Below are 24474 nucleotides of genomic sequence, written 5' to 3' on the forward strand. Positions count from 1 at the left end.
ATGTGAGAGGGGCCGCCACCCGGATCCGGGTGGCGGCCCCTCTCACCTGTCACACACGCCCTACGGGGTGTCCACGTCGGCCCTCGCCTGCTGGACACGCTCCTGCGCACCCGGCACCGCCTGCCGCAGCAGATCGATGTCGGACGCCGGGAACTCCGGCAGGCCGTACTGCTCGGCCACCAGCCGCGCCAGCTCCGCCTCGGCCGGGAACCGCTCGTGCTCCAGCACGTACGAACCCATGACCTTGTAGACGACGTCCTCGAACTCGTCGTTCCGCGGCTCCGGCTGCTCCACGTACTCCGGGTACTCCACGAACTCCTCCGGGCCCGCCGGAGGAACGTCCTCCGGCCCCTGCGGGACCGGGACCGGCATGGGCTCCAGGCCCTCCACGATCTGCGGGTTGTAGCTGCCCTCGTACGACTCCGGAGAGACCTGCGAGGCGTCGAACCAGTGGCTCTCGTGATTCACCGGCCCCGCCGGCGCCGGGGCCGCCTGCATCTGATGCGGCACCTGCGCCTGGGCCTGCACCGGAACCTGCGCCTGAGCCGGCAGCGCCGCCGGCTGGGGCTGCGCCGCCGCGATCGGCTGCGGCTGGAGGTCCGCCGGCAGCACCGCCGGCTCGATCCCCGCAGCCGCCAGACCCGCCGGAGACGTCTCCGCCAGCGGCACCCCGTACCGGGCGAGACGCAGCGGCATCAACGCCTCCACCGGAGCCTTGCGCCGCCACCCCCGCCCGAAACGCGCCTGCAGCCGCGCCTGGTAGATCAGCCGCTCCTGCTCCAGCTTGATGACCTGCTCGTACGAACGCAGCTCCCACAGCTTCATCCGCCGCCACAACCGGAACGTGGGCACCGGCGACAGCAGCCAGCGGGTGATCCGCACGCCCTCCATGTGCTTGTCGGCGGTGATGTCCGCGATCCGCCCCACGGCGTGCCGCGCGGCCTCCACGGCCACCACGAACAGCACCGGGATCACCGCGTGCATGCCCACACCCAGCGGGTCCGGCCAGGCCGCCGCGCCGTTGAACGCGATCGTCGCCGCCGTCAGCACCCACGCCGTCTGGCGCAGCAGGGGGAACGGGATCCGCAGCCAGGTCAGCAGCAGGTCGAGGGCGAGCAGCACACAGATGCCCGCGTCGATGCCGATCGGGAAGAAGTACGAGAAGGTGCCGAAGCCCTTCTGCAGAGCGAGCTCGCGCACGGCGGCGTACGAACCTGCGAAACCGATCCCCGCGATGATCAGCGCACCGCCGATGACGAGGCCGATGAGTATTCGGTGTGTGCGTGTCAGCTGCATCGCGGCCACCCGCGACCCCTCCCGTCAATCGACATCCGGCGCGCACAGACTGGCACATACGCGCGAAGCCCGGCCCTCGGGGGAGGGGCGGGCTCCGCACGAACAGATCTGTCTGTGCTGTTTTGTGACTACTTGTTGGCTGCCGCGACCGCCGCGACCGCCTCCTTGGCCGCCTTGGCCGCGCCGTCCACGATGGTCCGCTCCGAGGGAGCGTCCGCGCCCGCGTAACCGGCACCGTTGTACGACAGCAGAACCAGCACGTTGCCCGTACGCGCCACGATCGACGCGTACACGAAGTCCTCGTCCGTCTTCCGCAGCTGGTACGTGACCGTCTTCGCCTCGTCGCCGATGCCCGAGGCCGTGAACGTGCGGAGCTTCTTCGCACCCTCGGTCCCCTGGACCTTCGCGAGCTCCTTGGCGAGGTTCTCCTGCGCACGCTCCTGGCCACTGCCGAGCGCCGCGTCGGAGTCGTACCGGTAGAACGACACGTCCAGCCAGCGGTACTGCGAACCCTTCACGCCCTTGTCGTCCAGACCGTTCCACGAGCAGCCGCCACGGCTGGTCAGGTCACTGGACTGGGCCGGCGTGCCGTTCTTCGTCTTCGCCTTCGGCACGAGCGACGCGGTCGTCTTCGCGGAGATCGCCTTGCAGACCTCCGGCAGCTTCGCGAACTTCGCCGGCTCGACCGCCTTCGTCGTCTGCGACGGCGAGGGCGTCGCGGACGCGGACGCCGACGTCTTGTCCTGGCCCCCGCCCTCCGTCTTTCCGGAGTCACCGGAGTCCGAGGAGCACCCCGCGGCGACGAGCATCACCGGGACGGCGGCGCAGGCGAGTATGCGGGAGAGTCGCGTTCGCTGAGCTGATCGCTGCATGGTTCCTTCAGTCGCTTGTCGTACGGTCCGGCCGACACGTTACGTGGTCGCCCTCCGGTCACGGAGCGGATGCGAACGGCTACTCCTCAAGCCGCTCCGCGAGCTGCCGGGCCAGATTCCGGGCCTTTTCCTGCAGTTCCGCGCTGTCCGGGGCGTCGGCGGAACCCGTGGTCTGCTCCCGGTAGGAGACCGTCACGATCACATTCGATGTGCGGAACACCACGCTGACGGCACGCTGATGGCTGCTCGCGCCGACCGTGCTGAGGACGTCGTCCACGTACGCGACGTCCCCCAGGCCGTCGAGGACGCGGGGCTCGAGACCGGTGGTGGCGGGGTCGGGGGAGCCCGTGGGCGGCTTGCCCGACGCGGTGCCGGCCGCGGTGGGCTTGCCCGTGGTGGAGGGGGAGCCCGTCGGGGTGGGCGAGGCCGTCGGCGGGGCCGTCGGCGGGGCCGTCGGCGGGGCCGTGGCCGGCACCGGGATGCCCGCCGCCAGCTGCTTGCGGACGTACACCTCCTGCGCCCGGTCGTCGTCGCTGACGGCCGCGTCGTACGACACCACCCGCTCGATGTCCAGGGAGAGCCGGTGCGAGGCGTCCGGGGTGTCGGCCTTCCAGGTGCAGCCGACGCGCCGGTCGGTGTCGTACGTGACCGCCGCGGAGCCCCGGTACGCCTGCTCGCGCTCGGGGTCGGGCAGTGCGGCGGCGCCCGGGAGCAGGTCCTTGAGGGTGGCCTGCGGGACGGCGCCGCAGGGCTCGAAGAGGGTGCGGTAGCGGCCGGGGGGTGCGACGGGGGCGGCGGCCTGGCCGGCCTTGGCGTCGACGGCGACGTCCTCCGCGGGGGTGCCGGAGGAGCACGCGGTGAGACCGGCCCCCAGTCCCAGGCCGAGTGCGAGGACGACGGCGGTGCGAGCCGCGGACCCGGTGCGACCGGGTGCGTACCTCTTTCGCTGCACGGTCCCAGGCTCCCTTCACCCGAAGTCTTTCCCGAAAACTGTTTGCCGCGCGAACCCGGCCGGTGGACACAATGTCTATCGCACACGCAGCTGTTGATGCCGGTCCGCTGTCACCTGTACGGGCTTTGGCTCCGGTTTTTGCGTTATCAGACTTTTCGGGGGAAGTGGGGAAGTATGTCGTACGTAGAGGTGCCGGGCGCGAAAGTACCGATCAGGATGTGGGCCGACCCCGCCTCGGTCGAGGGCGGCGCCATGCAGCAGCTGCAGAACGTGGCGACGCTGCCGTGGATCAAGGGCCTGGCCGTGATGCCGGACGTGCACTACGGCAAGGGCGCGACCGTCGGTTCGGTGATCGCGATGCGGGGTGCGGTCTGTCCGGCGGCGGTCGGTGTGGACATCGGCTGCGGGATGTCGGCGGTCAAGACGTCCCTGACGGCGAACGACCTGCCGGGTGATCTGTCCCGCCTCCGGTCGAAGATCGAGCAGGCGATTCCGGTGGGCCGGGGGATGCATAGGGAGATGGTGGACCCGGGGCGGCTCTACCAGTTTCCGACGGCGGGGTTCGGAGACCTGTGGTCGAGGTTCGACACGGTCGCTGATCCGGTGAAGTTCCGCCGGGAGCGGGCCGAGAAGCAGATGGGAACGCTCGGGTCCGGGAACCACTACTGCGAAGTTTGCATCGATGGCCAAGGCTCGGTCTGGCTGATGCTGCACTCCGGGTCCCGGAACATCGGCAAGGAGCTCGCCGAGCACCACATCGGCGAGGCACAGAAGCTGCCCCATAACCAGGGTCTGGTTGACCGGGACCTCGCTGTGTTCGTTGCGGACACTCCGCAGATGGCGGCCTACCGGAACGACCTCTTCTGGGCGCAGGAGTACGCGAAGTTCAACCGGGCGATCATGATGGCGCTCTTTCAAGAGGTGATCCGCCGGGAGTTCCGGAAAGCGAAGGTGACCTTCGAGCCGGTGATCTCCTGCCACCACAACTACGTGGCGGAGGAGCGGTACGAGGGTATGGACCTCCTGGTCACCCGCAAGGGCGCCATCCGCGCTGGATCCGGGGAGTTCGGGATCATCCCGGGCTCGATGGGCACCAGCTCGTACATCGTGAAGGGGCTCGGCAGCGAGGCTGCGTTCAATTCGGCCTCGCACGGCGCAGGTCGGCGGATGAGCCGGAGCGCGGCGAAGCGGCGATTCACGGTTCGGGACTTGGAGGAGCAGACGCGGGGCGTGGAGTGCCGGAAGGACGCCGGCGTGCTGGACGAGATCCCTGGCGCCTACAAGCCGATCGAGCAGGTCATGGAGCAGCAGCGGGACCTGGTCGAGGTGGTCGCCAAGCTCAAGCAGGTCGTGAACGTGAAGGGCTGACGCCCGGGAATGGCCTCGGCATGACGTGAGGGCCATTCGGCGTGCCTGGTGGCCGCGTGGATTCGGCTGGACGCCGTTGACCAGGCGCCAACGTCGCACCTGGCAGCTGCTCTGGGACCGGCCGAGTTCCGCGGCCGCCTGAGCCAGGGTGGGCGCCTCGGGCAGGATGCGGTCTTCCTTGGCGGTCCGGGGTTTCCGCGGAGGCCGAATCTTCATCTCGGCCGGACGAACCCACTCGGTGAGGGAAGCGGCGGCGCTTTTCTTGCGCTGCAGGGCGAGGCAGCCGGGGTGGTAGAGGTGCGCGGCCAGCTGAACGGCCGCTTCCTTGGTGTACAGGACGTTGTAGATCCCGTCGCGAGAGTTCCCCCTGATCTGGCGTCCGGCGCCGGTGACCCTTTTCGCGTAGTGGCACAGGTAGGCGCCCATAGCGGTGCTGGCGGTGGTGAGGGAAACGAAGGGGAGGCCTTGGCCGGTGAAGCCGACCGAGCCGTCCGCGTCGATCACGCCGCGGAGGTAGTCGCGGCGGGAGAAGGGCACGTGGGGCGGCGTGATCTTCTTGGACTTCTTGCCGTAGGGAAGCCCGAGCTGGTTGACAATGGTCCGTGCTTCCAGCGTGCACAGGGCCCAGGTGGCCGAGTGGTGGCTCTCCGAGAAGTCGGTCGACCGGGTGCGCTCGGTGATGGTGCTGTTGTACGGGGTCAGGCGCTGGAACTCGTGGAGGATGTGGATGTCCCGCGCGTTCAGCTCGACGGTCAGTCGTCCGCGGTTACGTGTCTGTTCGCTGAGGTGCCCGTCGGCTTGCAGGAAGCCGAACATGTAGGCGTAGTCGGGGTTCTCCAGGTCCATGAAGGACGGCGCGGCGGGTGCCAGTGCACTGATGTCGAACAGCGCGGGCGCGCTAGGGTCCTGTCCAGCCATGGGAAGTGTTGCCTTCCTGCTGGTGAGGCCCTCGGCTGGGACTGCGATCCCTGCCGAGGGCCGTTCTGTATGGAGTTGTTTTCGACGTTAGGGCGCCTCTTCGGGTGGCGTGTGGGTGATCGAGGGGATTCACCCTGACGTGTCAGAGTTCGCGGTGGACCTTGGTGTTGGAGGCCTGGGCGCGGGGGCGGACGACCAGGAGGTCGATGTTGACGTGCGGGGGGCGGGTGCAGGCCCAGGTGATGGTGTCGGCCACGTCGTCCGCGGTGAGGGGCTCGGCGACGCCGGCGTAGACCTTGGCCGCCTTCTCCGTGTCGCCGCCGAAGCGGGTCGTGGCGAACTCGTCGGTCTTGACCATGCCGGGGGCGATCTCGATGACGCGGACCGGGGTGCCGACGATCTCCAGGCGGAGGGTTTCGGCGAGGACGCGGGCGCCGTTCTTGGCGGCGACGTAGCCGGCGCCGCCCTCGTAGGTGGAGTGGCCGGCGGTGGAGGAGAGGACGACCACCGTGCCGTCGCCGCTCGCCGTGAGGGCGGGCAGCAGGGCCTGGGTCATGTGGAGGGTGCCGAGGACGTTGACCTCGTACATCCGGCGCCAGTCCTCGGGGTCGCCGGTGGCGACGGGGTCGGCGCCGAGGGCGCCGCCGGCGTTGTTGACGAGGACGGCGAGGGTGCGGAAGGCGGTGGCGAAGTCGTCGACGGCGGCGCGGTCGGTGACGTCGAGGGCGTAGGCGGTGGCCTGGTGGCCTGCTTCGTTGATCTCGGCGGCGAGGGCCTCGATGCGGTCCTTGCGGCGGGCGGTGAGGACCACTCGGTAGCCGGCGGCTGCCAGCTGCCGGGCGGTGGCGGCGCCGATTCCGCTGCTCGCTCCGGTGATGACGGCGATGGGGGTGCCGGCGGCAGTCATGACGTGCTCCTCGCGCGTGTGGTCGATTGCGGGTGGATCGCCCGGTCAGGATAGGCGGGCCGTGGTCAGCGGCCTCGCGGGGCGTACATGATCACGGCCATCCCGGCGAGGCAGATCAGGGCGCCGATGACGTCCCAGCGGTCGGGGCGGTAGCCGTCGGCGGCCATGCCCCAGGCGAGGGAGCCGGCGACGAACACTCCGCCGTAGGCGGCGAGGACGCGGCCGAACTCGGCGTCGGGCTGGAGGGTGGCGACGAAGCCGTAGACGCCGAGGGCGACGACTCCCGTGCCGATCCAGATCCAGCCGCGGTTCTCCCGGACGCCTTGCCAGACGAGCCAGGCGCCGCCGATCTCGAAGAGGGCGGCGAGGACGAACAGGGCGATGGAGCGGGCGATCGACATGGGGGCAGGGTGACATGCCGTGGAACACGCGGGCTGATGAATTGTCAGGATATGCTCTTGACTGTCGGTATTTTGAGCTTATGTGTGGATTGCGTAAAGGTGTGCTCGGGGCCGTTCTCGCGGCCGTGACGTTGGTGGTCGCGGGTGCCGGTGCTGCGGGGGCGGTGGCCGGGGGCGAGGCGGATCTGTCCCATCACGGTCAGATCTCCCTCTGGGACGGGCGGGTCGGTGTCTGGCTGGTCAGCGAGAACCACGGGCCCTCCGACGTCTCCCAGGCGACGGTCCGGATCGCCTTCTCCGCGCCGATGGCGGGCGGCCAGGAGCTGCCGCCGGCCTGTCTGTGGAGCAGCGACCGGGTGGTGTCCTGCCGGACGGGCGCGCTCCGGGCCGCGGGGGGTGTCGGTGAGCTGGCGCTCGACCTGCGGACCGCGGCCCTGCCGGACGAGATGACGGTCGAGATCAGCACGGCCTGGCGCGACGGGGTCGCCGACCGCAATGCGCGGAACGACCGGCATCGTGTCCTGGTGCTGGCCACCGGGGATCCTTACGTCTTCTGAGGCCGGGCCTTCGTCAGTGGCCGGCCCACTGGACGTAGCCGTCGGGGCGGATCAGCGCCACCGCGGTCTTCGCCGGGTCCGTCCAGGTGCCTCGTACCAGGTGCTTCGCGGTGACGGGGGCCGTCGCCGGCAGTGTCGGGGTGGCCCCCTCCGGGGCGATCAGGACGAACTCGCCCTGGCGGAGCAGTTCGTAGAGCCGTCCTTCGCGCAGCTGGACGTCGGGGGCGCGGCGGCCCGAGGGGCGGCCGGCGCCCGGCGCGGGGGCGTAGGAGATGCCGATGCCGCTGAGCATGCCCATGGCGCGGGCCGAGGCGGGCGGGACCGCGTTCAGGAAGCGGGCGGCGAGGGAGCGGGCGGCGCGGGTGAGCGGGGTGTGGGCCATCGCGAGGCGGACGATCGCGCCGCTGCTGCGGAGCACCATGGCGCCCACGGGGTGCCGCTCGGACTGGTAGCTGTCGAGGAGGGCCTCGGGGTCGGGCGCCTCGCCGCGGAGCGCGGCGGTGAGCTTCCAGGAGAGGTTGGCGGCGTCCTGGAGGCCGGTGTTCATGCCCTGGCCGCCGGCGGGGGAGTGGACGTGGGCGGCGTCTCCGGCGAGGAAGGCGCGGCCGACGCGGTAGGCGGGGGCCTGGCGCTCGTCGCTGTGGAAGCGGGAGATCCAGCGGGGGTCGTGCATGCCGTAGTCGGTGCCGAGGGCTTTGCGGGCGATCTCGCGGATCTCGTCGAGGTCGACGGGCTCGCTGTCGGCGACCTGGCGGGTGCGGGTCCAGCCCATGACCCGGTACCAGCCGTCGCCGAAGGGGGCGAGGAAGGCGAAGCTGTCTCCGGAGCCGCGGACGCTGAACGCGTTGTCGGGCCGTTCGGTGAGGCGGACGTCGGCGAGGACGATGGAGCGGATCACGGAGTGGCCGGGGAAGGGCAGGTCGAGGGCGGTGCGGACGGAGCTGCGGTGGCCGTCCGTGCCGACCAGGTAGTGGGCGCGGAGGGTGAGCGGGGTGCCGTCGGGGTCGGCGAGCTCCGCGGTGACGCCGGTGGCGTCCTGGCGCAGTCCGCGCAGTTCGGTGCCGTACCGGAAGGTGACGCCCGCCGCGACGGCCCGGCGCTCCAGGAGGCGCTCGACCTCGTACTGCGGGGTGACGAGGAGGTGGTTGTAGCGGCTGGACAGGCGGGTCAGGTCCAGGCCGAGGCGGCCGAAGAGCCGGGCCGTGGTGAGCGTGGTGCCGGTGGTGAGGAGCTCGTCCGCGAGGCCGCGGGCGTCGAGCTGCTCCAGGGTGCGGGCGTGGACGCCGAAGGCCCGGGTCATGTTGCCGAGGCCGTGGGGGCGGCGCTCGACGAGGGTGACGTCGATGCCTGCGGTGGCGAGGTCGCCGGCGAGCAGGAGGCCGGTGGGGCCCGCGCCGATGACGAGTACGTCGGTGTCCGTGGTGCTGGTGCTCATGGCTGCCTCCTGGGTGCCCGCGATCGTTTGCCCACAGGTGTTGGTCAACGCTTGTTGGTCAACGCTTGTTGGTAACGGTAGGGCGGTCCGGATGGTGTGTCAACGCCCGTTGGCCTACAGTTGTTGATATGACGACCGTCCGCCGCTCCGACGCCACCCGGGCCGCCATCCTGGAGGCCGCCCGCGAGCGCTTCGCCTCCGACGGGTACGAGCGCGCCACCATCCGGGCCATCGCCCGCGACGCCGGGATCGACCCGTCGATGGTGATGCGCTACTACGGCAACAAGGAGGGGCTCTTCGCCGCCGCCTCCGAGGTCGAGATCGGCCTGCCCGAGGTGGGGGCGCTGCCCGCGCGCCACATCGGGGCCGTCCTGGTCGCGCACTTCCTGGAGCGCTGGGAGCGCGACGAGGTGCTCACCGCGATGCTGCGGGTGGGCGTCACCAACGAGGCCGGGGCCGCGCGCATGCAGGAGATCTTCGCGCAGCAGGTCGGCCCGGTCGCCCGGAGCGTCTGCCCCGATCCGGCGGACGCCCCCCGCCGGGCGGCGCTCGTCGCCTCCCAGATCCTCGGCATGGCGTTCGCCCGCTATGTACTGCGCCTGCCCCCGGCCGTCGAGATGTCCACCGAGGACGTCGTCGCCTGGCTGGGGCCCACCGTGCACCGCTATCTGACCGCCGAGGCGCCCTGAACCGTCCCGGACCGGGGCGTGACCGCGCGGTGTCTGAACCGTACAATCTCTGCATGACGCAGAAGAGTTCCGTGCGGCGCGACGCACTCATGACCGAGCTGTACGGGGAGGCGCGCCGCTACATGGCCGCCTACGCCCTGTTCAACCAGGCCGTCGCCGACCACCTGGGGCTCCACCCGACCGATGTGCAGTGCCTGAACCTCCTCAGCCTGGAGGAGGGGCCGGTGACCACCGGGCGGGTCGCCGAGCTGACCGGACTCACCACCGGCTCCGCGACCCGGCTCGTCGACCGGCTCGAACGCTCCGGTTACGTGACCCGCGAGCGCTCCACCGAGGACCGCCGCCGGGTCCTCGTGGCGCTCGTCCCCGAGCGGGTGGCGGAGCTCGGCGACCTCTGGCGGAAGCTCAACAGCACCTGGGGCACGATGTTCGACGTGTACAGCGACGCCGAGCTCGCCCTGCTCATCGCCCACATGCGGCGCACCGTCGAGGTCAGCGCCGCCCAGATCGAGCGGCTCCGCGGCGGCGACCTGGACTGACCCGCGTGCGGGCCCTAGCGGGCCGCCGGCTCGCCGAACTCCCGCACCGCGTCCGAGACGATCGCCTCCAGGCGCGCGTGGTGGGCGCCGCGCCAGTAGACCCTGCCGCACTCCACGCACTGCGCGAACACGTCGTACGTCTTCTCCGTGCCCTGCTCCAGCTGCTCGCGCACCGTGTCCTTGTCGGCGTCGCTCAGCTCCCCGTTGCACGCCGTGCAGCGGGTCCACGGCGCGAGCGGCGGCGCGAACCGCTCCAGTACGTCCCGGAGCTGGTCCTCCGGGCGGTCGCTGTAGACATAGGCTCCCGCCCACAGCTCCCGGCGCCGCAGCAGGCCGCGGTCCCTCGACAGCATCACGCGCCGCTCGCGCGCGGAGAGCGCGGCGAGGGCCGGGTCGCCGATGTCCTCGCTCTCGTACGCCGCGTCCACGCCGAGCAGTCGCAGCCGCCGGGCCAGCGTGCCGAGGTGCACGTCGAGCAGGAACCGGAGCGGTGCGCCGGCCGGTACGGGCTGCGGGCGAACGACGTCCTCCACGTCCACGGTCTCGCCCGCGGCGGGGATGTGCGAGGCGTCCACGGGCCGCCCGTCGACCAGGAGTCGCCCGGCCTCCGTGAGCGGCACGCCCAGCGACTCCACGACATGGCCGAGTGAGGAGGTGCCGTCGGTGGTCAGGGGGGTGTGGCCCGCGCGACGCTCCGCCGAGACGAAAAGGCGCAGGCCGGGGGCGAAGCTGATCTGGATCTCCGGTCCGTTCACGGGGACAGGATGGCATCGGGCGTCGGTGGGGGGCCAGGGAATTCGGCCCCGGGCCGGCACCCGGGCACGGCCGGGACCAACCACCCCGGGCCGGCACCCCGGGCACGGCCGGGCACGCCGCGCCGCCCCGGGGGAACGAGTGGCCGCGACGGTCAGGGGTGGAAGGCCCGCGCGTGGTCCTGCGCCCAGGTGGTGAAGGTCCGGGCGGGGTGGCCGCACAGGGTCTCGACCGTTCTTGTCAGCGGGGTCGGGCGGCCGTCGTGGGAGGACCAGTAGGACAGCAGGGCGTCGGCGAACGGCTCCGGGACGAAGGGGGAGACCGACTTCTTCCACTCCTCAGGCGTGACCGTCGTGTACGGCGCGGGGCGGCCCGTCACCTCGGCCAGGATCGCCAGCTGCTCCGTGAAGTCCAGCGACTCCGGGCCCGTCAGCACGTACGAGGAGCCGCGCAGCCGGGGTTCGGTGAGGACCGCGAAGGCGGCCTCGGCGACATCGCGCTCGTGGATGGGGTCGCCGTAGGCGTGCGGGTACGGCAGGGCCGGTCCCCGCCCGTCCCTGAGCGCCCCCGCCCACTGCAGGGCGTTGGTGGCGAAGGCGCCGGGCCGGAGGTGCGTGGCCTCGAAGGCGCCGGATTCCGCGGCGGCCGACAGGGCGCGCTCGGCCGCGAGGTGGGAAGCCGCGATCGGGTTCTCGGCGGCGTCCGGGTCGAGGACGGAGCTGGAGGAGAGCAGGGCGATGTGCTCGACGCCGGCCGCGCGGGCCCGGTCGGCGAACGCGCCGACGTGCGCGGCTTCGGCGTACAGGAAGACCGAGTCGACGCCCTTCAGGGCGGCGTCGAAGGTCTCCGGGTCGGATAGGTCGCAGTGCACGGTGTCCACGCGCGGTGGTGGGGACAGGTCCGTGGGGTTCTTGGAGCCTGCCCTGGCCCGGACGCCCGCGGCGTCCAGCAGCCCGAGCAGGGTCGAAGCGACGCGGCCGCGGCTGCCGGTGACGAGAACGGTCATGGGGGTTCCTTCCATGGATGACTGATGGCCGATGACTGACCACGGGTTACTGCGCTGCGCATCATCTGCGCTGTGCAGATAAATATCCGCGAGTCCGCCGTGCTCGTCAACCCTGAAAAAACCTGGGGTACGGTCCCCGCATGAAGATCATCGACCTTGCGCCCGGCGACCCCCGGCTGGAGAGCGATCTCCTGCCCGTCCTCTCCGAGCTCCGCCCCCACCTCACCCCGGAGCTCTTCCGCGAGGTCTACGAGGCCGGGCACCCCGAGGGGCTGCGGTTCAGCGCCGCCTACACGGACGAAGGCCGCTGTGTCGGCGCGGCCGGGTGGCGGATCATCAACAACACCAGCTCGCTGCGCAAGCTCTACGTCGACGACCTGGTGACCGCCGCCGCCGACCGCTCCACCGGCGTCGGGCACGCGCTCATCGCCCATCTGGAGGGCCACGCGCGCGCCGCCGGCTGCCATGAGCTCAACCTGGACTCCGGCACCCACCGCACCGGCGCCCACCGCTTCTACCTGCGCGAGCGCTTCGACATCGTGGCCTTCCACTTCACCCGGCCGCTCACCGCCCCGGACGCCGGCTAGAGGTCGAAGCGCCAGTCGTTGCAGCTCATCGGGCGCCCCGGCGGGTACTCGAAGCCCCGCTCGCCGAGCAGCTCGAACCCGGCCTTGCGGCACACCGCGTTCGACGGGGCGTTGTCCGCCGACGGGAACGCGTGCAGCCGGCGGTGCAGCCCCGCCGCCCGGGCCTCGGCGATCACCGCGCGCGTCGCGGACGTGGCCACCCCCCGGCCCTGGAAGCCCGGCAGCACCGCCCACCCCGTCTCGTACACCGGCTCGCCCTCCCAGGTCCGCGCCCAGAAACCGATGCTGCCCACCACGGCCTCCTCGGGCAGCAGCACGATCCGGAACATGCGTCCCGCGCCCGTGTCGTCGGCGCTCATGTCCACGTACCGCCGGTGCCGCCGGACGAGCTGTTCCTCCGTCTCCGGGCCGCCGAGGTGGTCCATCAGCTCCGGTGCGTTCAGGGCGCGCAGCAGGCCCGCGTCCTCCTCGGACCAGGCTTCGAGGCGTACGCGCGATGTGTCGTCGGTCATGTCCGCAGGGTAGGGCAGGGCACTGACACCGCCCGGGACACCGGCCGGCCGGGGCCGAAGCCCGTCAGCGCAGGCGGCCCGGCTGGCCCAGGGTGAGTCGGGAGACGACCTGGCCGAAGGCGTGCTCCTCGGCGGGCGTCAGCTCCACCGACTCCTGCGGGTGCCACACGCGCTCCAGCGGGGTGCCCGCCGGCTCGCGGCGAGCGGCGGCCCGGGCGCGCAGGCTCAGCGTCAGCCACACCACCGTCGAGACGGCGAGCAGGCCGAAGAGCGTGATCACGCGGGGGTCCGAGAACTGGCCGGGCAAGGACATGGCTCACTCCAGGGGCCTGGGGGCCGCCCGTGTCCGGCGCGCCCCGGCAGGTGGCGCGCGCGTGCACGACGGCGCCGGCGATTCCTACTGCTTCCTCCCGACCCGTTCAGTTAACACCACCCTGGGGGTCTTTCGGCAGGGGGCCCCGGGACCAAAGTCCCGGACCGCACCGCCTCGGAGGCCCTCTTGTGCGGACCCGGGAACGGCTCCAAGGTGACGGGCGAGGGAGATTCCGGCCGGGGAGGGAGCAGCCGCATGTCCGGAGCGCAGGCATGGGGATTCACGGACGACAGGGGTACGGAGCTGGGGGCGGCCCACGTGCCGCTGCGGGTGGTCGCGTATGCGCGGGCGGGTGCGGCACTGCTCGACCTGGGGGTCGTGCCGGTCGCGGTGTACGGCTCCGGGCACGACGGCGAGGGGCTCGATCCGGCCAAGTCGGGCGGGCTCGCGGCGGCCGGTGTGCCGTACGTCGGGCCGGGGCGCGCACTGGACGAGGGGCTGCTGCGGGAGCTGCGGCCGGACGTGATCGTCGACGTGACCTACGACGGCAAGAGCCCGTACGCGCTCGACGAGGCCCTGGCCGAGCGGCTCGGGGTTCCGCTCGTCGCGCTGTCCGTCGGCAGCGAGTTCGCCCTGCCGGCCATCCTCGGCCGTTTCGCCGCGCTGGCCGAAACGCTCGGGGCGGACCCGGCGGCGGACGGGGAGGCCGCCCGCGAACTCGCCGCCGCCGAGGCCGCACTCCGGGGCGTCGCCGCCGGGTCCGCGCTCGCCGTGCTCGCGCTCTCCGGGGCCGGGCCCGAGCAGGTGCATCTGGCCCGTCCGCAGGCCTGGCCCGAGCTCGCACACCTCGCCGGTCTCGGCGTCCGGCTGCTCGACCCGGGCCCCGGACCCGGCGCCAACTGGCTCACCGGAGACTGGGCCCGGGGCGTCGAGCTTCGCCCGGGTCTGGTCCTCTTCGACGAGCGGGAGCACGCGACTCCGCCGTACGAGCTCCCCGCGGGGACCAGGCTGACGCCCTGGAGCCCCGAGACCCCGCCCAGCCCCGCCGCGTACGCCCGCTTCTTCCGCGTCCTCGCGGAGGCCCTGGCCTGAACCGCGCGCCGCCGGCCCAAGCGGCGCCTACCCGAGCGCGGCCGGCCCGAGCGCGGCCGGCCCGAGCGCGGCCGGCCCGAGCGACGCGGGTCCAAGAGCCGTCGGCCCGAGCGAACCCGCCCCGAGCGACGCGGGTCAAGCGACCCCGCCCCGAGCGACCCCGTCCTAAGCGGCGCCGAGCCGTGTGCGGAGGGAGTCGGCGAACTCCTCGGCGCGGGCCAGTTGGGCGCGCAGTTCGGCGACCCGCTCCGCCGCGGCCGCCTCGTAGCGGCCGACGCGGGCCACCAGGGCCGCCCGCTCGCCCGGTTCGAGTTCGGTGGCCGTGCCCGGGCGGTCGGCGGACAGCCGGTCCACGGCGGTGAGGAGTTCGCGGGTCTCGTCGAGGGTGAAACCGAGCGGCTTCATCCGGCGGACCACCATCAGCCGGGACACGTCCGCGTCCGTGTAGAGGGGGAAGCCACCCGGCGAGGCCGCGGACGGAACGACCAGACCGCTGTCCTCGTACTGCCGGATGGTCCGCAGCGGCAGTTCGGTCCGTGCGGCGACCTCGCCGATCTGCATCGGCCGGCCGGTCATGCGTACTCCGCTCACGCGTCAGGTCCTTCCGCAGGGCGCGGCTTCCGCGCATTACATACCATTCGTCCTAACTTCAGCACTTATGAGAGCTGGAAGTGCGGCGAAACGCCTGCTGGTAGGTCGTCCGTTGGACAGCGGACGACTGGGCGAGACCCTGCTGCCCAAGCGGGTCGCCCTTCCGATCTTCTGCAGCGACCCGCTCTCCTCGGTCGCCTACGCCACCGAGGAGATCCTTCTCGTCCTGGCTCTCGGCGGCCTCGCCGTGCTCCATCTGGCCTGGTACGCGGCGGTCGGCATCGTCGTCCTGCTCCTGGTCGTCGTCGCCTCCTACCGGCAGACCTGCTACGCCTACCCGGGCGGCGGCGGCGCCTATGTCGTCTCCGCCGAGAACCTCGGGCAGCGGGCGGCGCTCACCGCCGCCTCCGCGCTGCTCATCGACTACGTGATGACCGTGGCCGTCTCCGTCGTCTCCGGCGTCGCCGCCATCACCTCCGCCATCCCCTCGCTCGACGGGCACGCCGTGGCCCTGTCGGTGTTCTTCGTCGCCCTGCTCGCCTGGTTGAACCTGCGCGGGGTCCGCGAGTCGGGGCGCTGGTTCGCCGTCCCCACCTACGCCTTCATCGCCGTCATCTACCTGATGTTCGCCGTGGCTGCCGTGCGCATGGCGACCGGCGCGACGATCCGCGCCGAGTCCGCGGACCTGCCCGTGGACAAGGTCTCCACCTACTCGGGGATCGCGCTCGTGCTGCTCGCCCTGCGGGCCTTCGCCTCCGGCTGCACCGCGCTGACCGGCGTCGAGGCCGTCAGCAACGGCGTCCCCGCGTTCGCGAAGCCCAAGAGCCGCAACGCGGCCATGACGCTCGCGATCATGGGTGCGCTCTCCGCGACCATGTTCTTCGGGATCACCGTGCTCGCCATGGTCTACGAGGTCCACGTCGCGGAGGACCCCACGGAGCTCGGACTGCCTCCCGGCACCCCGATGTCCACCGCGCTCGCGCAGATCGGCCGGGCCACCTTCGGCGACTGGCACGTCCTCTTCTACGCGCTCCAGGCCGTCACCGCGGGCGTCCTGGTCCTGGCGGCCAACACCGCCTTCAACGGCTTCCCGATGCTCGCCTCGGTCCTCGGCCGGGACCGCTACGCACCCGGGCAGCTCGTCCACCGCGGCGACCGGCTCGTCTACTCCAACGGCATCGTCCTCCTCGCGCTCGCCGCGATCGCCCTGATCGTGGCCTTCGACGCGCAGCTGACCCGCCTCATCCAGCTGTACATCATCGGCGTCTTCGTCTCCTTCACCCTTTCCCAGGCCGGCATGGTCAAGCACTGGCGGCGAGAACTCGCCACACCCGCCGGAGCCACACTCGCCGGGGCCAAGCCCGCCGGAGCCGCACCCGCCGGGGCCGCCGGCCGTCACACCATCCGGCGCCGGCTCGCGATCAACGCCTTCGGCGCCTGCCTCACGGCGGTCGTCCTCGTCATCGTCCTCATCACCAAGTTCACCCACGGCGCCTGGCTGGTCGTCATCGCGATGCCCGTGCTCTACGCCGGGATGAAGGGGGTGCGGCGGCACTACGACACCGTCGCCGCCGAGGTCGCCGTGGCCCCCGGTGACCGTCCCCACACCCTGGCCGCGAACCACGTCCTCGTCCTCGTGGCCTCCGTCAACGCGCCGAGCCTGCGGGCGCTGTCGTACGCGAAGACCCTGCGCCCCGACTCGCTCACCGCCGTCACCGTCGCCGAGGACCCGGCGGAGGCGGAGGTGCTCCGGGCGACCTGGGAGGCGCACGGCATCGACGTACCGCTGCGGGTGCTCAGCTCCCCGTACCGCTCGATCGTCCAGCCCGTCATGCGGCACATCCGGGACGCGCCAGAGCGCACGGGGGAATCGGCGATCTCCGTGGTCATCCCCGAATACGTCGTGGGGCGCTGGTGGGAGCAGCCGCTGCACAACCAGAGCGCGCTGCGTCTCAAGACCCGGCTGCTGTTCATGAAGAACGTCGTGATCATCGACGTCCCCTATCGGCTCGCCTCCGCCCGCGAGCTGGCCGCCGAGCGCGCGGGAGCGACCACGCGCCGGTAGAACCTCAGGTCAGAGGCTCAGGGCCGGACCAGACAGGCAGAGGCTCAGGGCCGGACCAGACAGGCAGAGGCTCAGGGCCAGACCAGACAGGCAGAGGCTCAGGGCCAGACCAGACAGTACGGCTGGTGTCCCGCCTCGTGGAGGCGGACCGAGAAGTCCTGCCACTCGTGGAGGAGCTGGTAGACGTCGAAGGCGTCGCGCGGGCCGCCGCGGTCCGGGACCGTCGACCAGATGAAGGCGGCCGCGCCGACCGACTCCTCGCCGATCCCGCGCAGCGGGTCGACCACGGTCATCGGCAGCTTCACCACCGCGTAGTCGGGGTGGAGCACCACCAGCTCCAGTGGCGGCACCTTGTGCAGGGGCATGCCCTGGATGCCGGTCAGGACCATGGCCGCTATCGTCTCGGGCTTGATCTTGGTGAACATGCCGCCCATGCCGAGCTCGTCCCCGCCGAGCTCCTCGGGGCGCATCGAGATCGGGACCTGGGCCGCGGTGGCGCTGTTGGGCGCGCCGAAGTACTTGTACGTCACCCCCAAGCTCCGGCCCCCGGTCGCAGGGGGCGGTTCCGCAGCGGGCTCCGGCTTCGGCCGGCCCTCCGCGGCGGTGGGTTCCTCCGCACGCCGGCGCCGGTGCCTCCCCCGCCGGGCAGACTCCGGACCCAGGTCGTCCGTCCCCTCGCCCGGTCCGCCACCGCGATGCATATCTCCACCCGACTGCTTTTTCTCGGCAACACGACCCCGCCGCGCAACCCGATCATCGTGTCAGTGACCTCCCCCGCGTTCGTACGGTGAAACACCTGTCCGCAAGAACGCCGTGGCCTCTGACACCATGGATTCCGTGAGCCATCCCTATGACGCCCCAGTTTCGCAGACGCGGACGGGGAGCGCCTCGGCGTAACAGACAGGATGCTCACCGCCGTCTTTCCGTTCCCGATGTCGTGCCCGAAGTCGTTCTCGCAGGTCAGGATCACAGTGCCGTATTCATACGAAGCCCCAGTCTCACAGACGCTTTTCGACCGCGCTTCCCTCGTGACGCCCGGCGGCGTGAACTCACCGGTGCGTGCCTTCCGGGCCGTGGGCGGAACGCCCCGGTTCATGGTGTCCGGTTCCGGTCCGTACCTCACCGACGCGGACGGTCGCGAGTACGTCGACCTGGTCTGCTCGTGGGGGCCGATGATTCTCGGCCACGCGCACCCCGAGGTCACCGCCGCCGTGCAGGCCGCCGTGGCGCGCGGCACCTCCTTCGGCACGCCCGGCGAGGGCGAGGTCGCGCTCGGCGAGGAGATCGTCGCCCGCATCGAGCCGGTCGAGCAGGTGCGCCTGGTCTCCTCGGGCACCGAGGCGACCATGTCCGCGATCCGGCTCGCCCGCGGGTTCACCGGGCGCGCGAAGGTCGTGAAGTTCGCGGGCTGCTACCACGGCCACGTGGACGCGCTGCTCGCCGCGGCCGGTTCCGGTCTGGCGACCTTCGGCCTCCCCGACACGCCCGGCGTGACCGGCGCGCAGGCCGGGGACACGATCGTGCTGCCGTACAACGACCTGGACGCGGTGCGGGCGGCGTTCGCCGCGCACCCGGGCGAGATCGCCTGTGTGATCACGGAGGCCTCGCCGGGCAACATGGGCGTCGTCCCGCCGGTGGAGGGCTTCAACCAGGGGCTCGCGGACCTGTGCCGGGAGAACGGCGCGCTGTACATCTCCGACGAGGTGATGACCGGTTTCCGTACGAGCCGGGCCGGCTGGTACGGCGTCGACGGCGTGAAGCCCGACCTGATGACCTTCGGCAAGGTCATGGGCGGCGGCTTCCCGGCGGCCGCGTTCGGTGGCCGCGCGGACGTCATGGGGCACCTGGCGCCGGCCGGTCCCGTCTACCAGGCGGGCACGCTCTCCGGCAACCCGGTCGCCACCGCCGCCGGCCTCGCGCAGCTGCGGCTGCTCGACGAGGCCGCGTACGAGAAGGTGAACGCGGTCTCGAAGGAGATCCAGGGCCTGGTCACGGGCGCGCTGTCGAAGGAGGGCGTGGCGCACCGGCTGCAGACCGCCTCCAACATGTTCTCGGTGTTCTTCACCGAGGACGAGGTGCGGAACTACGACGACGCGAAGAAGCAGGAGGCGTTCCGCTTCAACGCCTTCTTCCACTCGATGCTGGCCGACGGCGTGTACCTGCCGCCGTCCGCGTTCGAGTCCTGGTTCGTGTCGACCGCGCACGACGAGCGGGCGATCGAGCGCATCGCGGCGGCCCTGCCGGCCGCTGCCCGCGCCGCCGCGGAGGCCACGGCATGAGCGAGAACACCCGTGACCAGGACATCACCGTCGTCCACCTGATGCGCCACGGCGAGGTCCACAACCCCGACGGCGTGCTGTACGGGCGCCGCGCCGGTTACCACCTCTCCGAGCTGGGCCGGCAGATGGCGGACCGGGTCGCCGAGCACCTGGCCGACCGGGACATCACCTACGTCGTGGCCTCCCCGCTGGAGCGGGCGCAGGAGACGGCGACGCCGATCGCGAAGACGCACGGTCTCGACCTGGCCAGTGACGGGCGGCTGATCGAGGCGGAGAACGTCTTCGAGGGCAAGACCTTCGGTGTCGGTGACGGGGCGCTGCGCAAGCCGGCGAACTGGAAGCACCTCACCAATCCGTTCCAGCCGTCCTGGGGCGAGCCGTACGTCGAGCAGGTCGTGCGCATGATGGGCGCGCTGGACGCGGCGAAGGACGCGGCCCGCGGGCACGAGGCGGTCTGCGTCAGCCATCAGCTGCCGATCTGGATCGTCCGGAGCTTCGTGGAGAAGCGGCGGCTCTGGCACGACCCGCGGCGCCGGCAGTGCACGCTGGCCTCGCTGACTTCCTTCACGTACCGCGGCGACAAGATCGTCTCGGTCGGGTACAGCGAGCCGGCCCGGGACCTCGTCCCGGCGCACCTCCTGGCGGGCGCGAAGCCGGTGAAGGGGAAGTCGAAGGCTTTCGGGGCGTAGTCCCGTCGGCCCGGGTGCGCATCCCCACTGGACAGCGCCGCACCCGAGGGCCACAGTTCAGGGCGATCGGATGATGATGTTCACGTCATCCGGTCGCCCTAAAATTTTTGTGCGATTTTCCGGAACCTCCGTGTTCCTCCCGGCATCTCACTCATTGTCGGTTTGGATGACGTTTCGGTCATACGTCAGCGCGAATGGGGATGTTCATGCGCGGGATCAGCGGGATCAGTCGAAGGGGGCTTCTCGGGGCGGGCGTTGGGGCCGCTGCGGCGATGGGGCTCGCCGCATGCAGCACCCCCGAAAAGGACAAGCCGGGACGTTCCGGACCCGGCAAGGGGGGTGACGTCTCGGCGGACCCGAGCACGGCCGCCCCGACCAAGGACGACGCCCGGCTCATCGGTGACGGTTCCACAGCCGACACGGGCAAGCAGCCGCACCAGCCCGACACCCCCATCCCGCTCGAACCCGGCCAGACCCCGCCCCAGTTCGTGATCTTCTCCTGGGACGGTGCCGGCGAGGTCGGCAACGGCCTCTTCCCGCGCTTCCTCGAACTCGCCAAGAACAACGACGCGGCGATGACCTTCTTCCTCTCCGGGATCTACCTCCTCCCCGAGTCCAAGAAGGACCTCTACCGCCCGCCGAACAACCGCGTCGGCGCCTCCGACATCGGCTACCTCACCGACGGGCACATCAAGGAGACCCTGAAGTACGTCCGGCAGGCCTGGCTCGAAGGCCACGAGATCGGCACCCACTTCAACGGGCACTTCTGCGGCGGCTCCGGCTCCGTCGGCAACTGGACCCCGGCCCAGTGGCAGAGCGAGATCGACCAGGCCACGAAGTTCGTCACCGAGTGGAAGACCAACAGCGGCTGGACCGACCTCGACCCGCTGCCCTTCGACTACTCCAAGGAGCTCGTCGGCGGCCGCACCCCCTGCCTCCTCGGCCAGGACAACCTGCTCCCCACCGCCAAGCGCCTCGGCTGGCGCTACGACGCCAGCTCGCCCGGCGGCCGCCAGACGTGGCCCACCAAGCGCCAGGGCATCTGGGACCTGCCGCTCCAGGCCGTGCCGTTCCCCGGGCACTCCTTCGAGGTCCTCTCCATGGACTACAACATGCTCGCCAACCAGTCGAAGAACACGACCAAGGGCATGCCCTCGCGCTATCCGGGCTGGCGCACGCAGGCGGCCGAGGCGTACCTTTCCGGCTTCACGCGCGCGTACGAGTCGAATCGCGCGCCTTTCTTCATCGGCAACCACTTCGAGCAGTGGAACGGCGGCATCTACATGGACGCCGTCGAAGAGGCGCTCAAGGGAATGGCCGGAAAGAAGGACGTACGGCTCGTCTCCTTCAAGCAGTTCGTCGACTGGCTCGACGTCCAGGACCCGCGGATTCTCGACAAGCTGCGCAGTCTGGAAGTCGGGCAGAAGCCGGCCGGCGGATGGAATGAGTTCCTCAAGGTCGGCGCCTCGGCGACCCCCACCGCTTAGGCGATCTTGACAAGGGGCTTTACGGGCACGTAGGGGGGTGCCCAAGATCCCCCAAACGCCCATGCGAAACTTTTCACATGAGCCTTAGCCGTGCCCCACGACGCACCCGGCGCACCCTGGTCGCCGTCGGAATGCTGTCCGCCGCCGCCCTCACGCTCTCGGCCTGCGGCGGCGACGACAACGGCAAGTCCGGCGGCGGTGGCCAGACCAACTTCGTGACCAACACGGGTGGCATCTCCACCGTCGCCAAGGGCGAGCGCACGGCCCCGAACGACATCGCCGGCGAGACGCTCGAAGGGAAGCGGCTCGACGTCGCCGACCTCAAGGGCAAGGTCGTCGTCCTCAACGTCTGGGGCTCCTGGTGCAGCCCCTGCCGCGCCGAGGCCAAGCACTTCGCGAAGGTCGCCAAGGACCTCGAGGGTCAGGACGTCGAGTTCGTGGGCCTCAACACCCGCGACCCCAACAAGCAGCCCGCGATCGCCTTCGAAGAGGACTACGGCATCCCCTACCCCAGCCTCTACGACCCGCAGGGCAAGCTGATCCTCTTCGGCTTCCCCAAGGGCACGCTCAACCCGCAGGCGATCCCCTCCACCGTCGTCCTCGACAAGGAGGGCAAGATCGCCGCCCGCTCCCTCATGGCGCTCGACGAGAAGAAGCTCCGGTCGATGATCGAGCCCCTCCTCAAGGAGAAGTGAGCCCGTGAACGAGACGGTCACCAGCGGAGCCCTGCTGCTCGCCCTGCCCCTCGCGGTGCTCGGCGGCCTCGTCTCCTTCTTCTCGCCGTGCGTGCTCCCGCTCGTCCCCGGCTACCTCTCGTACGTGACGGGGGTCACCGGCACCGACCTCGCCGAGAGCCGCCGCGGCCGGATGACCGCCGGTGCCGTCCTGTTCGTCCTCGGCTTCACCGCCGTGTTCGTCTCCGGCGGCGCGCTCTTCGGCTACTTCGGGTCGACGCTCCAGGAGTACCGCGACACGCTCACCACGGTCCTCGGCGTGCTCATGATCCTCATGGGCGTCTTCTTCATGGGCCTGATGCCCTGGTTCACCCAGCGGGAGTTCCGCTTCCACAAGAAGCCCGTCGCCGGACTCGTCGGCGCCCCGCTCCTCGGTGCGCTCTTCGGCATCGGCTGGACGCCGTGCATCGGCCCGACCCTCGCCTCCGTCAACGCCCTCGCCCTGGAGCAGGCCAGCGCCGGACGCGGGGCGATCCTCGCCTTCGCGTACTGCCTCGGCCTGGGCGTACCGTTCGTGCTCGCCGCCATCGCCTTCCGCAAGGCGCTCGGCGCGTTCGGCTGGGTGAAGAAGCACTATGTGTGGGTCATGCGGATCGGCGGCGGAATGATGCTGGTCACCGGTGTCCTGCTCCTGACGGGCGCGTGGGACAGCATGGTGGCCACGATGCAGGGCTGGTCCAGCGGTTTCACGGTGGGGATCTGAGTTCGATGAGCAAGACCGATACGACGGAGCAGCAGGAGAACCTCGGCAGCGCCGGGGCCCAGCTGTCCACCGCCCCCCAGGAGGACACCGTCGTCGGCGGCCCCACCCTCGGGGTCGTCGGCTGGATCCGCTGGTTCTGGCGGCAGCTGACCTCCATGCGGGTCGCGCTGATCCTGCTGTTCATGCTCTCCCTGGGCGCCGTCCCGGGCTCCCTCATCCCGCAGACCAGCGCGGACGAGCTGAAGGTGCAGACCTTCAAGGAGGCCCACGAGACGCTCACGCCGCTGTACGAGAAGCTCCAGTTCTTCGACGTCTACAGCTCGGTGTGGTTCTCCGCGATCTACATCCTGCTGTTCGTCTCCCTCATCGGCTGCATCCTGCCGCGCAGCTGGCAGTTCGTCGGCCAGCTCCGCAGCCGCCCGCCGGGCGCCCCCCGGCGCCTCGACCGGCTCCCCGCGTACACCACCTGGCGCACCGAGGCCGAGCCCGGGCAGGTCCACGAGGCCGCGCTCGCCCTCCTCAAGGGGCGCCGTTTCCGCGCCCATACGGCCGGGAACGCGGTCGCCGCCGAGAAGGGCTACCTCCGTGAGGCCGGGAACCTGGCCTTCCACGTCGCCCTGATCGTGATGCTCGTCGCCTTCGCCTGGGGCCAGCTCTTCAAGTCCGAGGGCGGCAAGCTGATCGTCGAGGGCGACGGCTTCTCCAACACGCTCACCCAGTACGACGACTTCAAGTCCGGCTCCCAGTTCGGCACCGACGAGCTGGAGCCGTTCAGCTTCAAGCTGGAGTCCTTCAACGGCACGTACGAGAAGAACGGCCCCCAGCGCGGCACCCCGCGCACCTTCGAGGCGGCCGTCAGCTACTCGCAGGGCGGCGCCGACAAGAAGGCGGTCATCCGCGTCAACGAGCCGCTGAAGGTGGGCGACTCCAAGGTCTATCTGATCGCCCACGGGTACGCGCCCGTCGTCACCGTCAAGGACGGCCGCGGCAAGACCGTCTTCCACGGGGCCGTGCCGCTGCTGCCGATCGACAACAACATCACGTCGACCGGCGCGATCAAGGTCATGGACGGCTACCGCGACAAGAACGGCAAGAAGGAGCAGCTGGGCTTCCAGGCCTTCTTCGTGCCGACGTTCGCGGGCGCCGGCAAGGGCACGATGTTCTCGCAGTTCCCCGCGCTCGACTTCCCCGTGATGGCGCTCACCGGTTTCCACGGCGACCTGCGAGTGAACTCCGGCCTGCCGCAGAACGTGTACCAGCTCGACAAGTCCAAGATGACCCAGTTCACGGACAAGTCCGGCAACAAGCTCGCGCAGCGCATGCTGCCCGGCGAGACCATGACGCTGCCCGACGGCGCCGGCTCGATCACCTTCGAGAAGGACGTCAAGGAGTGGGCGAGCTTCCAGATCTCGCAGCAGCCCGGCAACGGGCTCGCCCTCACGGGCGCGATCGCCGCGATCGCCGGCCTGACCGGTTCGCTCTTCATCCAGCGGCGCCGGGTCTGGGTCCGGGCCGTGCGCGGTGAGGACGGCGTGACCGTCGTCGAGATGGCCGGGCTCGGCCGGAGCGAGTCCGCCAAGCTGCCGGAGGAGCTGGGCGACCTCGCCCTCGCCCTGACGGCTCAGGCCCCGCCGACGGCCTCAGTACCGGAACCCGCGGAAGAACCCGCAGAAGACCCTGCCCCTTCTGGAGAGGCCGACAAGTGATCCTCGCCGCCACGACGACCAAC

At 71.0% G+C, this 24474-nt stretch carries 25 protein-coding genes; 13 read left to right on the forward strand and 12 right to left on the reverse strand.

Going from position 1 to position 24474, the window contains the following annotated elements; translation table 11 throughout:
• Positions 1-60 precede the first annotated feature (60 nt).
• From ACF07V_RS26220 to ACF07V_RS26230, 3 genes are all read right to left on the reverse strand, one after another.
• The gene (locus tag ACF07V_RS26220) at positions 61-1305 is read right to left on the reverse strand and encodes a DUF2637 domain-containing protein (RefSeq protein WP_392157681.1); all 1245 of its coding nucleotides are present in this window, start codon (positions 1303-1305) and stop codon (positions 61-63) included.
• A 119-nt stretch (positions 1306-1424) separates the two neighbouring features.
• On the reverse strand, positions 1425-2168 hold the full coding sequence (locus tag ACF07V_RS26225) for a DUF3558 domain-containing protein (RefSeq protein WP_392157683.1): 744 nt from the start codon (positions 2166-2168) through the stop codon (positions 1425-1427).
• A gap of 79 nt (positions 2169-2247) precedes the next feature.
• Entirely contained in the window at positions 2248-3120 is an 873-nt protein-coding gene (locus ACF07V_RS26230; RefSeq protein ID WP_392157685.1) for a DUF3558 domain-containing protein, read from the reverse strand.
• Between the two features lie 174 nt (positions 3121-3294).
• On the opposite strand from ACF07V_RS26230, the gene ACF07V_RS26235 reads away from it, so the two are divergent.
• Positions 3295-4488, forward strand: coding sequence for an RtcB family protein (locus ACF07V_RS26235; protein WP_392158145.1), 1194 nt, complete (start codon positions 3295-3297; stop codon positions 4486-4488).
• A 1060-nt stretch (positions 4489-5548) separates the two neighbouring features.
• Here the strand turns inward: ACF07V_RS26235 and ACF07V_RS26240 are convergent.
• Together ACF07V_RS26240 and ACF07V_RS26245 are read right to left on the reverse strand one after the other, a co-directional pair.
• Positions 5549-6313, reverse strand: coding sequence for an SDR family NAD(P)-dependent oxidoreductase (locus ACF07V_RS26240; RefSeq protein WP_392157686.1), 765 nt, complete (start codon positions 6311-6313; stop codon positions 5549-5551).
• Positions 6314-6378: 65 nt separating this feature from the next.
• On the reverse strand, positions 6379-6714 hold the full coding sequence (locus ACF07V_RS26245; RefSeq protein ID WP_392157688.1) for a YnfA family protein: 336 nt from the start codon (positions 6712-6714) through the stop codon (positions 6379-6381).
• Positions 6715-6815: 101 nt separating this feature from the next.
• On the opposite strand from ACF07V_RS26245, the gene ACF07V_RS26250 reads away from it, so the two are divergent.
• On the forward strand, positions 6816-7271 hold the full coding sequence (locus ACF07V_RS26250) for a hypothetical protein (RefSeq protein ID WP_392157690.1): 456 nt from the start codon (positions 6816-6818) through the stop codon (positions 7269-7271).
• 13 nt (positions 7272-7284) lie between these two features.
• On the opposite strand, the gene ACF07V_RS26255 is transcribed toward ACF07V_RS26250, so the two are convergent.
• Positions 7285-8730, reverse strand: coding sequence for an FAD-dependent oxidoreductase (locus tag ACF07V_RS26255; RefSeq protein WP_392158146.1), 1446 nt, complete (start codon positions 8728-8730; stop codon positions 7285-7287).
• Positions 8731-8834: 104 nt separating this feature from the next.
• Here ACF07V_RS26255 and ACF07V_RS26260 point away from each other — a divergent pair, with 104 nt between their 5' ends.
• Together ACF07V_RS26260 and ACF07V_RS26265 are read left to right on the forward strand one after the other, a co-directional pair.
• The gene (locus ACF07V_RS26260; RefSeq protein ID WP_392157691.1) at positions 8835-9395 is read left to right on the forward strand and encodes a TetR family transcriptional regulator; all 561 of its coding nucleotides are present in this window, start codon (positions 8835-8837) and stop codon (positions 9393-9395) included.
• Between the two features lie 53 nt (positions 9396-9448).
• Entirely contained in the window at positions 9449-9934 is a 486-nt protein-coding gene (locus tag ACF07V_RS26265; RefSeq protein WP_392157692.1) for a MarR family winged helix-turn-helix transcriptional regulator, read from the forward strand.
• A 14-nt stretch (positions 9935-9948) separates the two neighbouring features.
• On the opposite strand, the gene ACF07V_RS26270 is transcribed toward ACF07V_RS26265, so the two are convergent.
• Both ACF07V_RS26270 and ACF07V_RS26275 read right to left on the reverse strand, forming a co-directional pair.
• A complete protein-coding gene (locus ACF07V_RS26270) occupies positions 9949-10689 on the reverse strand; it encodes a Mut7-C RNAse domain-containing protein (protein WP_392157694.1) in 741 nt (246 codons plus the stop codon).
• Between the two features lie 152 nt (positions 10690-10841).
• Positions 10842-11693, reverse strand: coding sequence for an NAD(P)H-binding protein (locus ACF07V_RS26275; protein WP_392157696.1), 852 nt, complete (start codon positions 11691-11693; stop codon positions 10842-10844).
• A gap of 140 nt (positions 11694-11833) precedes the next feature.
• Between ACF07V_RS26275 and ACF07V_RS26280 the strand changes: the two genes are divergently transcribed.
• Positions 11834-12280 (forward strand): GNAT family N-acetyltransferase, encoded by a 447-nt coding sequence (locus ACF07V_RS26280; RefSeq protein ID WP_392157698.1) that lies wholly within the window; start codon positions 11834-11836, stop codon positions 12278-12280.
• On the opposite strand, the gene ACF07V_RS26285 is transcribed toward ACF07V_RS26280, so the two are convergent.
• Together ACF07V_RS26285 and ACF07V_RS26290 are read right to left on the reverse strand one after the other, a co-directional pair.
• The gene (locus tag ACF07V_RS26285) at positions 12277-12792 is read right to left on the reverse strand and encodes a GNAT family N-acetyltransferase (RefSeq protein WP_392157699.1); all 516 of its coding nucleotides are present in this window, start codon (positions 12790-12792) and stop codon (positions 12277-12279) included. The two genes, ACF07V_RS26280 and ACF07V_RS26285, sit on opposite strands and share 4 nt — an antisense overlap.
• Before the next feature lie 64 nt (positions 12793-12856).
• On the reverse strand, positions 12857-13105 hold the full coding sequence (locus ACF07V_RS26290; RefSeq protein ID WP_392157701.1) for a hypothetical protein: 249 nt from the start codon (positions 13103-13105) through the stop codon (positions 12857-12859).
• A gap of 255 nt (positions 13106-13360) precedes the next feature.
• Between ACF07V_RS26290 and ACF07V_RS26295 the strand changes: the two genes are divergently transcribed.
• Positions 13361-14197, forward strand: a complete 837-nt coding sequence (locus tag ACF07V_RS26295) for an ABC transporter substrate-binding protein (RefSeq protein WP_392157703.1) — start codon at positions 13361-13363, stop codon at positions 14195-14197.
• Between the two features lie 165 nt (positions 14198-14362).
• Here ACF07V_RS26295 and ACF07V_RS26300 read toward each other — a convergent pair whose 3' ends face one another.
• On the reverse strand, positions 14363-14773 hold the full coding sequence (locus ACF07V_RS26300) for a MerR family transcriptional regulator (RefSeq protein WP_392158148.1): 411 nt from the start codon (positions 14771-14773) through the stop codon (positions 14363-14365).
• An 82-nt stretch (positions 14774-14855) separates the two neighbouring features.
• On the opposite strand from ACF07V_RS26300, the gene ACF07V_RS26305 reads away from it, so the two are divergent.
• A complete protein-coding gene (locus ACF07V_RS26305; RefSeq protein ID WP_392157705.1) occupies positions 14856-16853 on the forward strand; it encodes an APC family permease in 1998 nt (665 codons plus the stop codon).
• Between the two features lie 98 nt (positions 16854-16951).
• Here the strand turns inward: ACF07V_RS26305 and ACF07V_RS26310 are convergent, their stop codons facing one another.
• Positions 16952-17554, reverse strand: coding sequence for a hypothetical protein (locus ACF07V_RS26310; protein ID WP_392157707.1), 603 nt, complete (start codon positions 17552-17554; stop codon positions 16952-16954).
• A 231-nt stretch (positions 17555-17785) separates the two neighbouring features.
• Between ACF07V_RS26310 and hemL the strand changes: the two genes are divergently transcribed.
• From hemL to ACF07V_RS26340, 6 genes are all read left to right on the forward strand, one after another.
• Positions 17786-19132: a glutamate-1-semialdehyde 2,1-aminomutase gene (gene hemL, locus ACF07V_RS26315; protein WP_392158149.1), complete on the forward strand. Its 1347-nt coding sequence runs from the start codon at positions 17786-17788 to the stop codon at positions 19130-19132.
• Positions 19129-19821 carry a histidine phosphatase family protein gene (locus tag ACF07V_RS26320; RefSeq protein WP_392157709.1) on the forward strand — a complete coding sequence of 231 codons (693 nt, stop codon included), beginning with the start codon at positions 19129-19131 and terminating at the stop codon, positions 19819-19821. Before hemL ends, ACF07V_RS26320 begins: the two co-directional genes overlap by 4 nt.
• A gap of 272 nt (positions 19822-20093) precedes the next feature.
• On the forward strand, positions 20094-21308 hold the full coding sequence (locus ACF07V_RS26325) for a hypothetical protein (protein WP_392157710.1): 1215 nt from the start codon (positions 20094-20096) through the stop codon (positions 21306-21308).
• Positions 21309-21385: 77 nt separating this feature from the next.
• Entirely contained in the window at positions 21386-22003 is a 618-nt protein-coding gene (locus tag ACF07V_RS26330) for a TlpA family protein disulfide reductase (protein ID WP_392157712.1), read from the forward strand.
• A gap of 4 nt (positions 22004-22007) precedes the next feature.
• Positions 22008-22745 carry a cytochrome c biogenesis CcdA family protein gene (locus ACF07V_RS26335; protein ID WP_392157714.1) on the forward strand — a complete coding sequence of 246 codons (738 nt, stop codon included), beginning with the start codon at positions 22008-22010 and terminating at the stop codon, positions 22743-22745.
• 5 nt (positions 22746-22750) lie between these two features.
• On the forward strand, positions 22751-24451 hold the full coding sequence (locus ACF07V_RS26340; protein ID WP_392157716.1) for a cytochrome c biogenesis protein ResB: 1701 nt from the start codon (positions 22751-22753) through the stop codon (positions 24449-24451).
• Positions 24452-24474 lie beyond the last annotated feature (23 nt).

The sequence above is a fragment of the Streptomyces sp. NPDC015661 genome, assembly GCF_043077765.1.
Classification (GTDB): Bacteria; Actinomycetota; Actinomycetes; order Streptomycetales; family Streptomycetaceae; genus Streptomyces.

Coding starts and splice junctions, on each gene's coding strand:
- ACF07V_RS26225 (WP_392157683.1), bottom strand. CDS start 2,168: ATGCAGCGATCAGCTCAGCGAACGCGACTCTCCCGCATACTCGCCTGC.
- ACF07V_RS26235 (WP_392158145.1), top strand. CDS start 3,295: ATGTCGTACGTAGAGGTGCCGGGCGCGAAAGTACCGATCAGGATGTGG.
- ACF07V_RS26240 (WP_392157686.1), bottom strand. CDS start 6,313: ATGACTGCCGCCGGCACCCCCATCGCCGTCATCACCGGAGCGAGCAGC.
- ACF07V_RS26245 (WP_392157688.1), bottom strand. CDS start 6,714: ATGTCGATCGCCCGCTCCATCGCCCTGTTCGTCCTCGCCGCCCTCTTC.
- ACF07V_RS26260 (WP_392157691.1), top strand. CDS start 8,835: ATGACGACCGTCCGCCGCTCCGACGCCACCCGGGCCGCCATCCTGGAG.
- ACF07V_RS26265 (WP_392157692.1), top strand. CDS start 9,449: ATGACGCAGAAGAGTTCCGTGCGGCGCGACGCACTCATGACCGAGCTG.
- ACF07V_RS26275 (WP_392157696.1), bottom strand. CDS start 11,693: ATGACCGTTCTCGTCACCGGCAGCCGCGGCCGCGTCGCTTCGACCCTG.
- ACF07V_RS26280 (WP_392157698.1), top strand. CDS start 11,834: ATGAAGATCATCGACCTTGCGCCCGGCGACCCCCGGCTGGAGAGCGAT.
- ACF07V_RS26285 (WP_392157699.1), bottom strand. CDS start 12,792: ATGACCGACGACACATCGCGCGTACGCCTCGAAGCCTGGTCCGAGGAG.
- ACF07V_RS26290 (WP_392157701.1), bottom strand. CDS start 13,105: ATGTCCTTGCCCGGCCAGTTCTCGGACCCCCGCGTGATCACGCTCTTC.
- ACF07V_RS26295 (WP_392157703.1), top strand. CDS start 13,361: ATGTCCGGAGCGCAGGCATGGGGATTCACGGACGACAGGGGTACGGAG.
- ACF07V_RS26300 (WP_392158148.1), bottom strand. CDS start 14,773: ATGACCGGCCGGCCGATGCAGATCGGCGAGGTCGCCGCACGGACCGAA.
- ACF07V_RS26305 (WP_392157705.1), top strand. CDS start 14,856: ATGAGAGCTGGAAGTGCGGCGAAACGCCTGCTGGTAGGTCGTCCGTTG.
- ACF07V_RS26310 (WP_392157707.1), bottom strand. CDS start 17,554: ATGCATCGCGGTGGCGGACCGGGCGAGGGGACGGACGACCTGGGTCCG.
- hemL (WP_392158149.1), top strand. CDS start 17,786: ATGTCGTGCCCGAAGTCGTTCTCGCAGGTCAGGATCACAGTGCCGTAT.
- ACF07V_RS26320 (WP_392157709.1), top strand. CDS start 19,129: ATGAGCGAGAACACCCGTGACCAGGACATCACCGTCGTCCACCTGATG.
- ACF07V_RS26325 (WP_392157710.1), top strand. CDS start 20,094: ATGGGGCTCGCCGCATGCAGCACCCCCGAAAAGGACAAGCCGGGACGT.
- ACF07V_RS26330 (WP_392157712.1), top strand. CDS start 21,386: ATGAGCCTTAGCCGTGCCCCACGACGCACCCGGCGCACCCTGGTCGCC.
- ACF07V_RS26340 (WP_392157716.1), top strand. CDS start 22,751: ATGAGCAAGACCGATACGACGGAGCAGCAGGAGAACCTCGGCAGCGCC.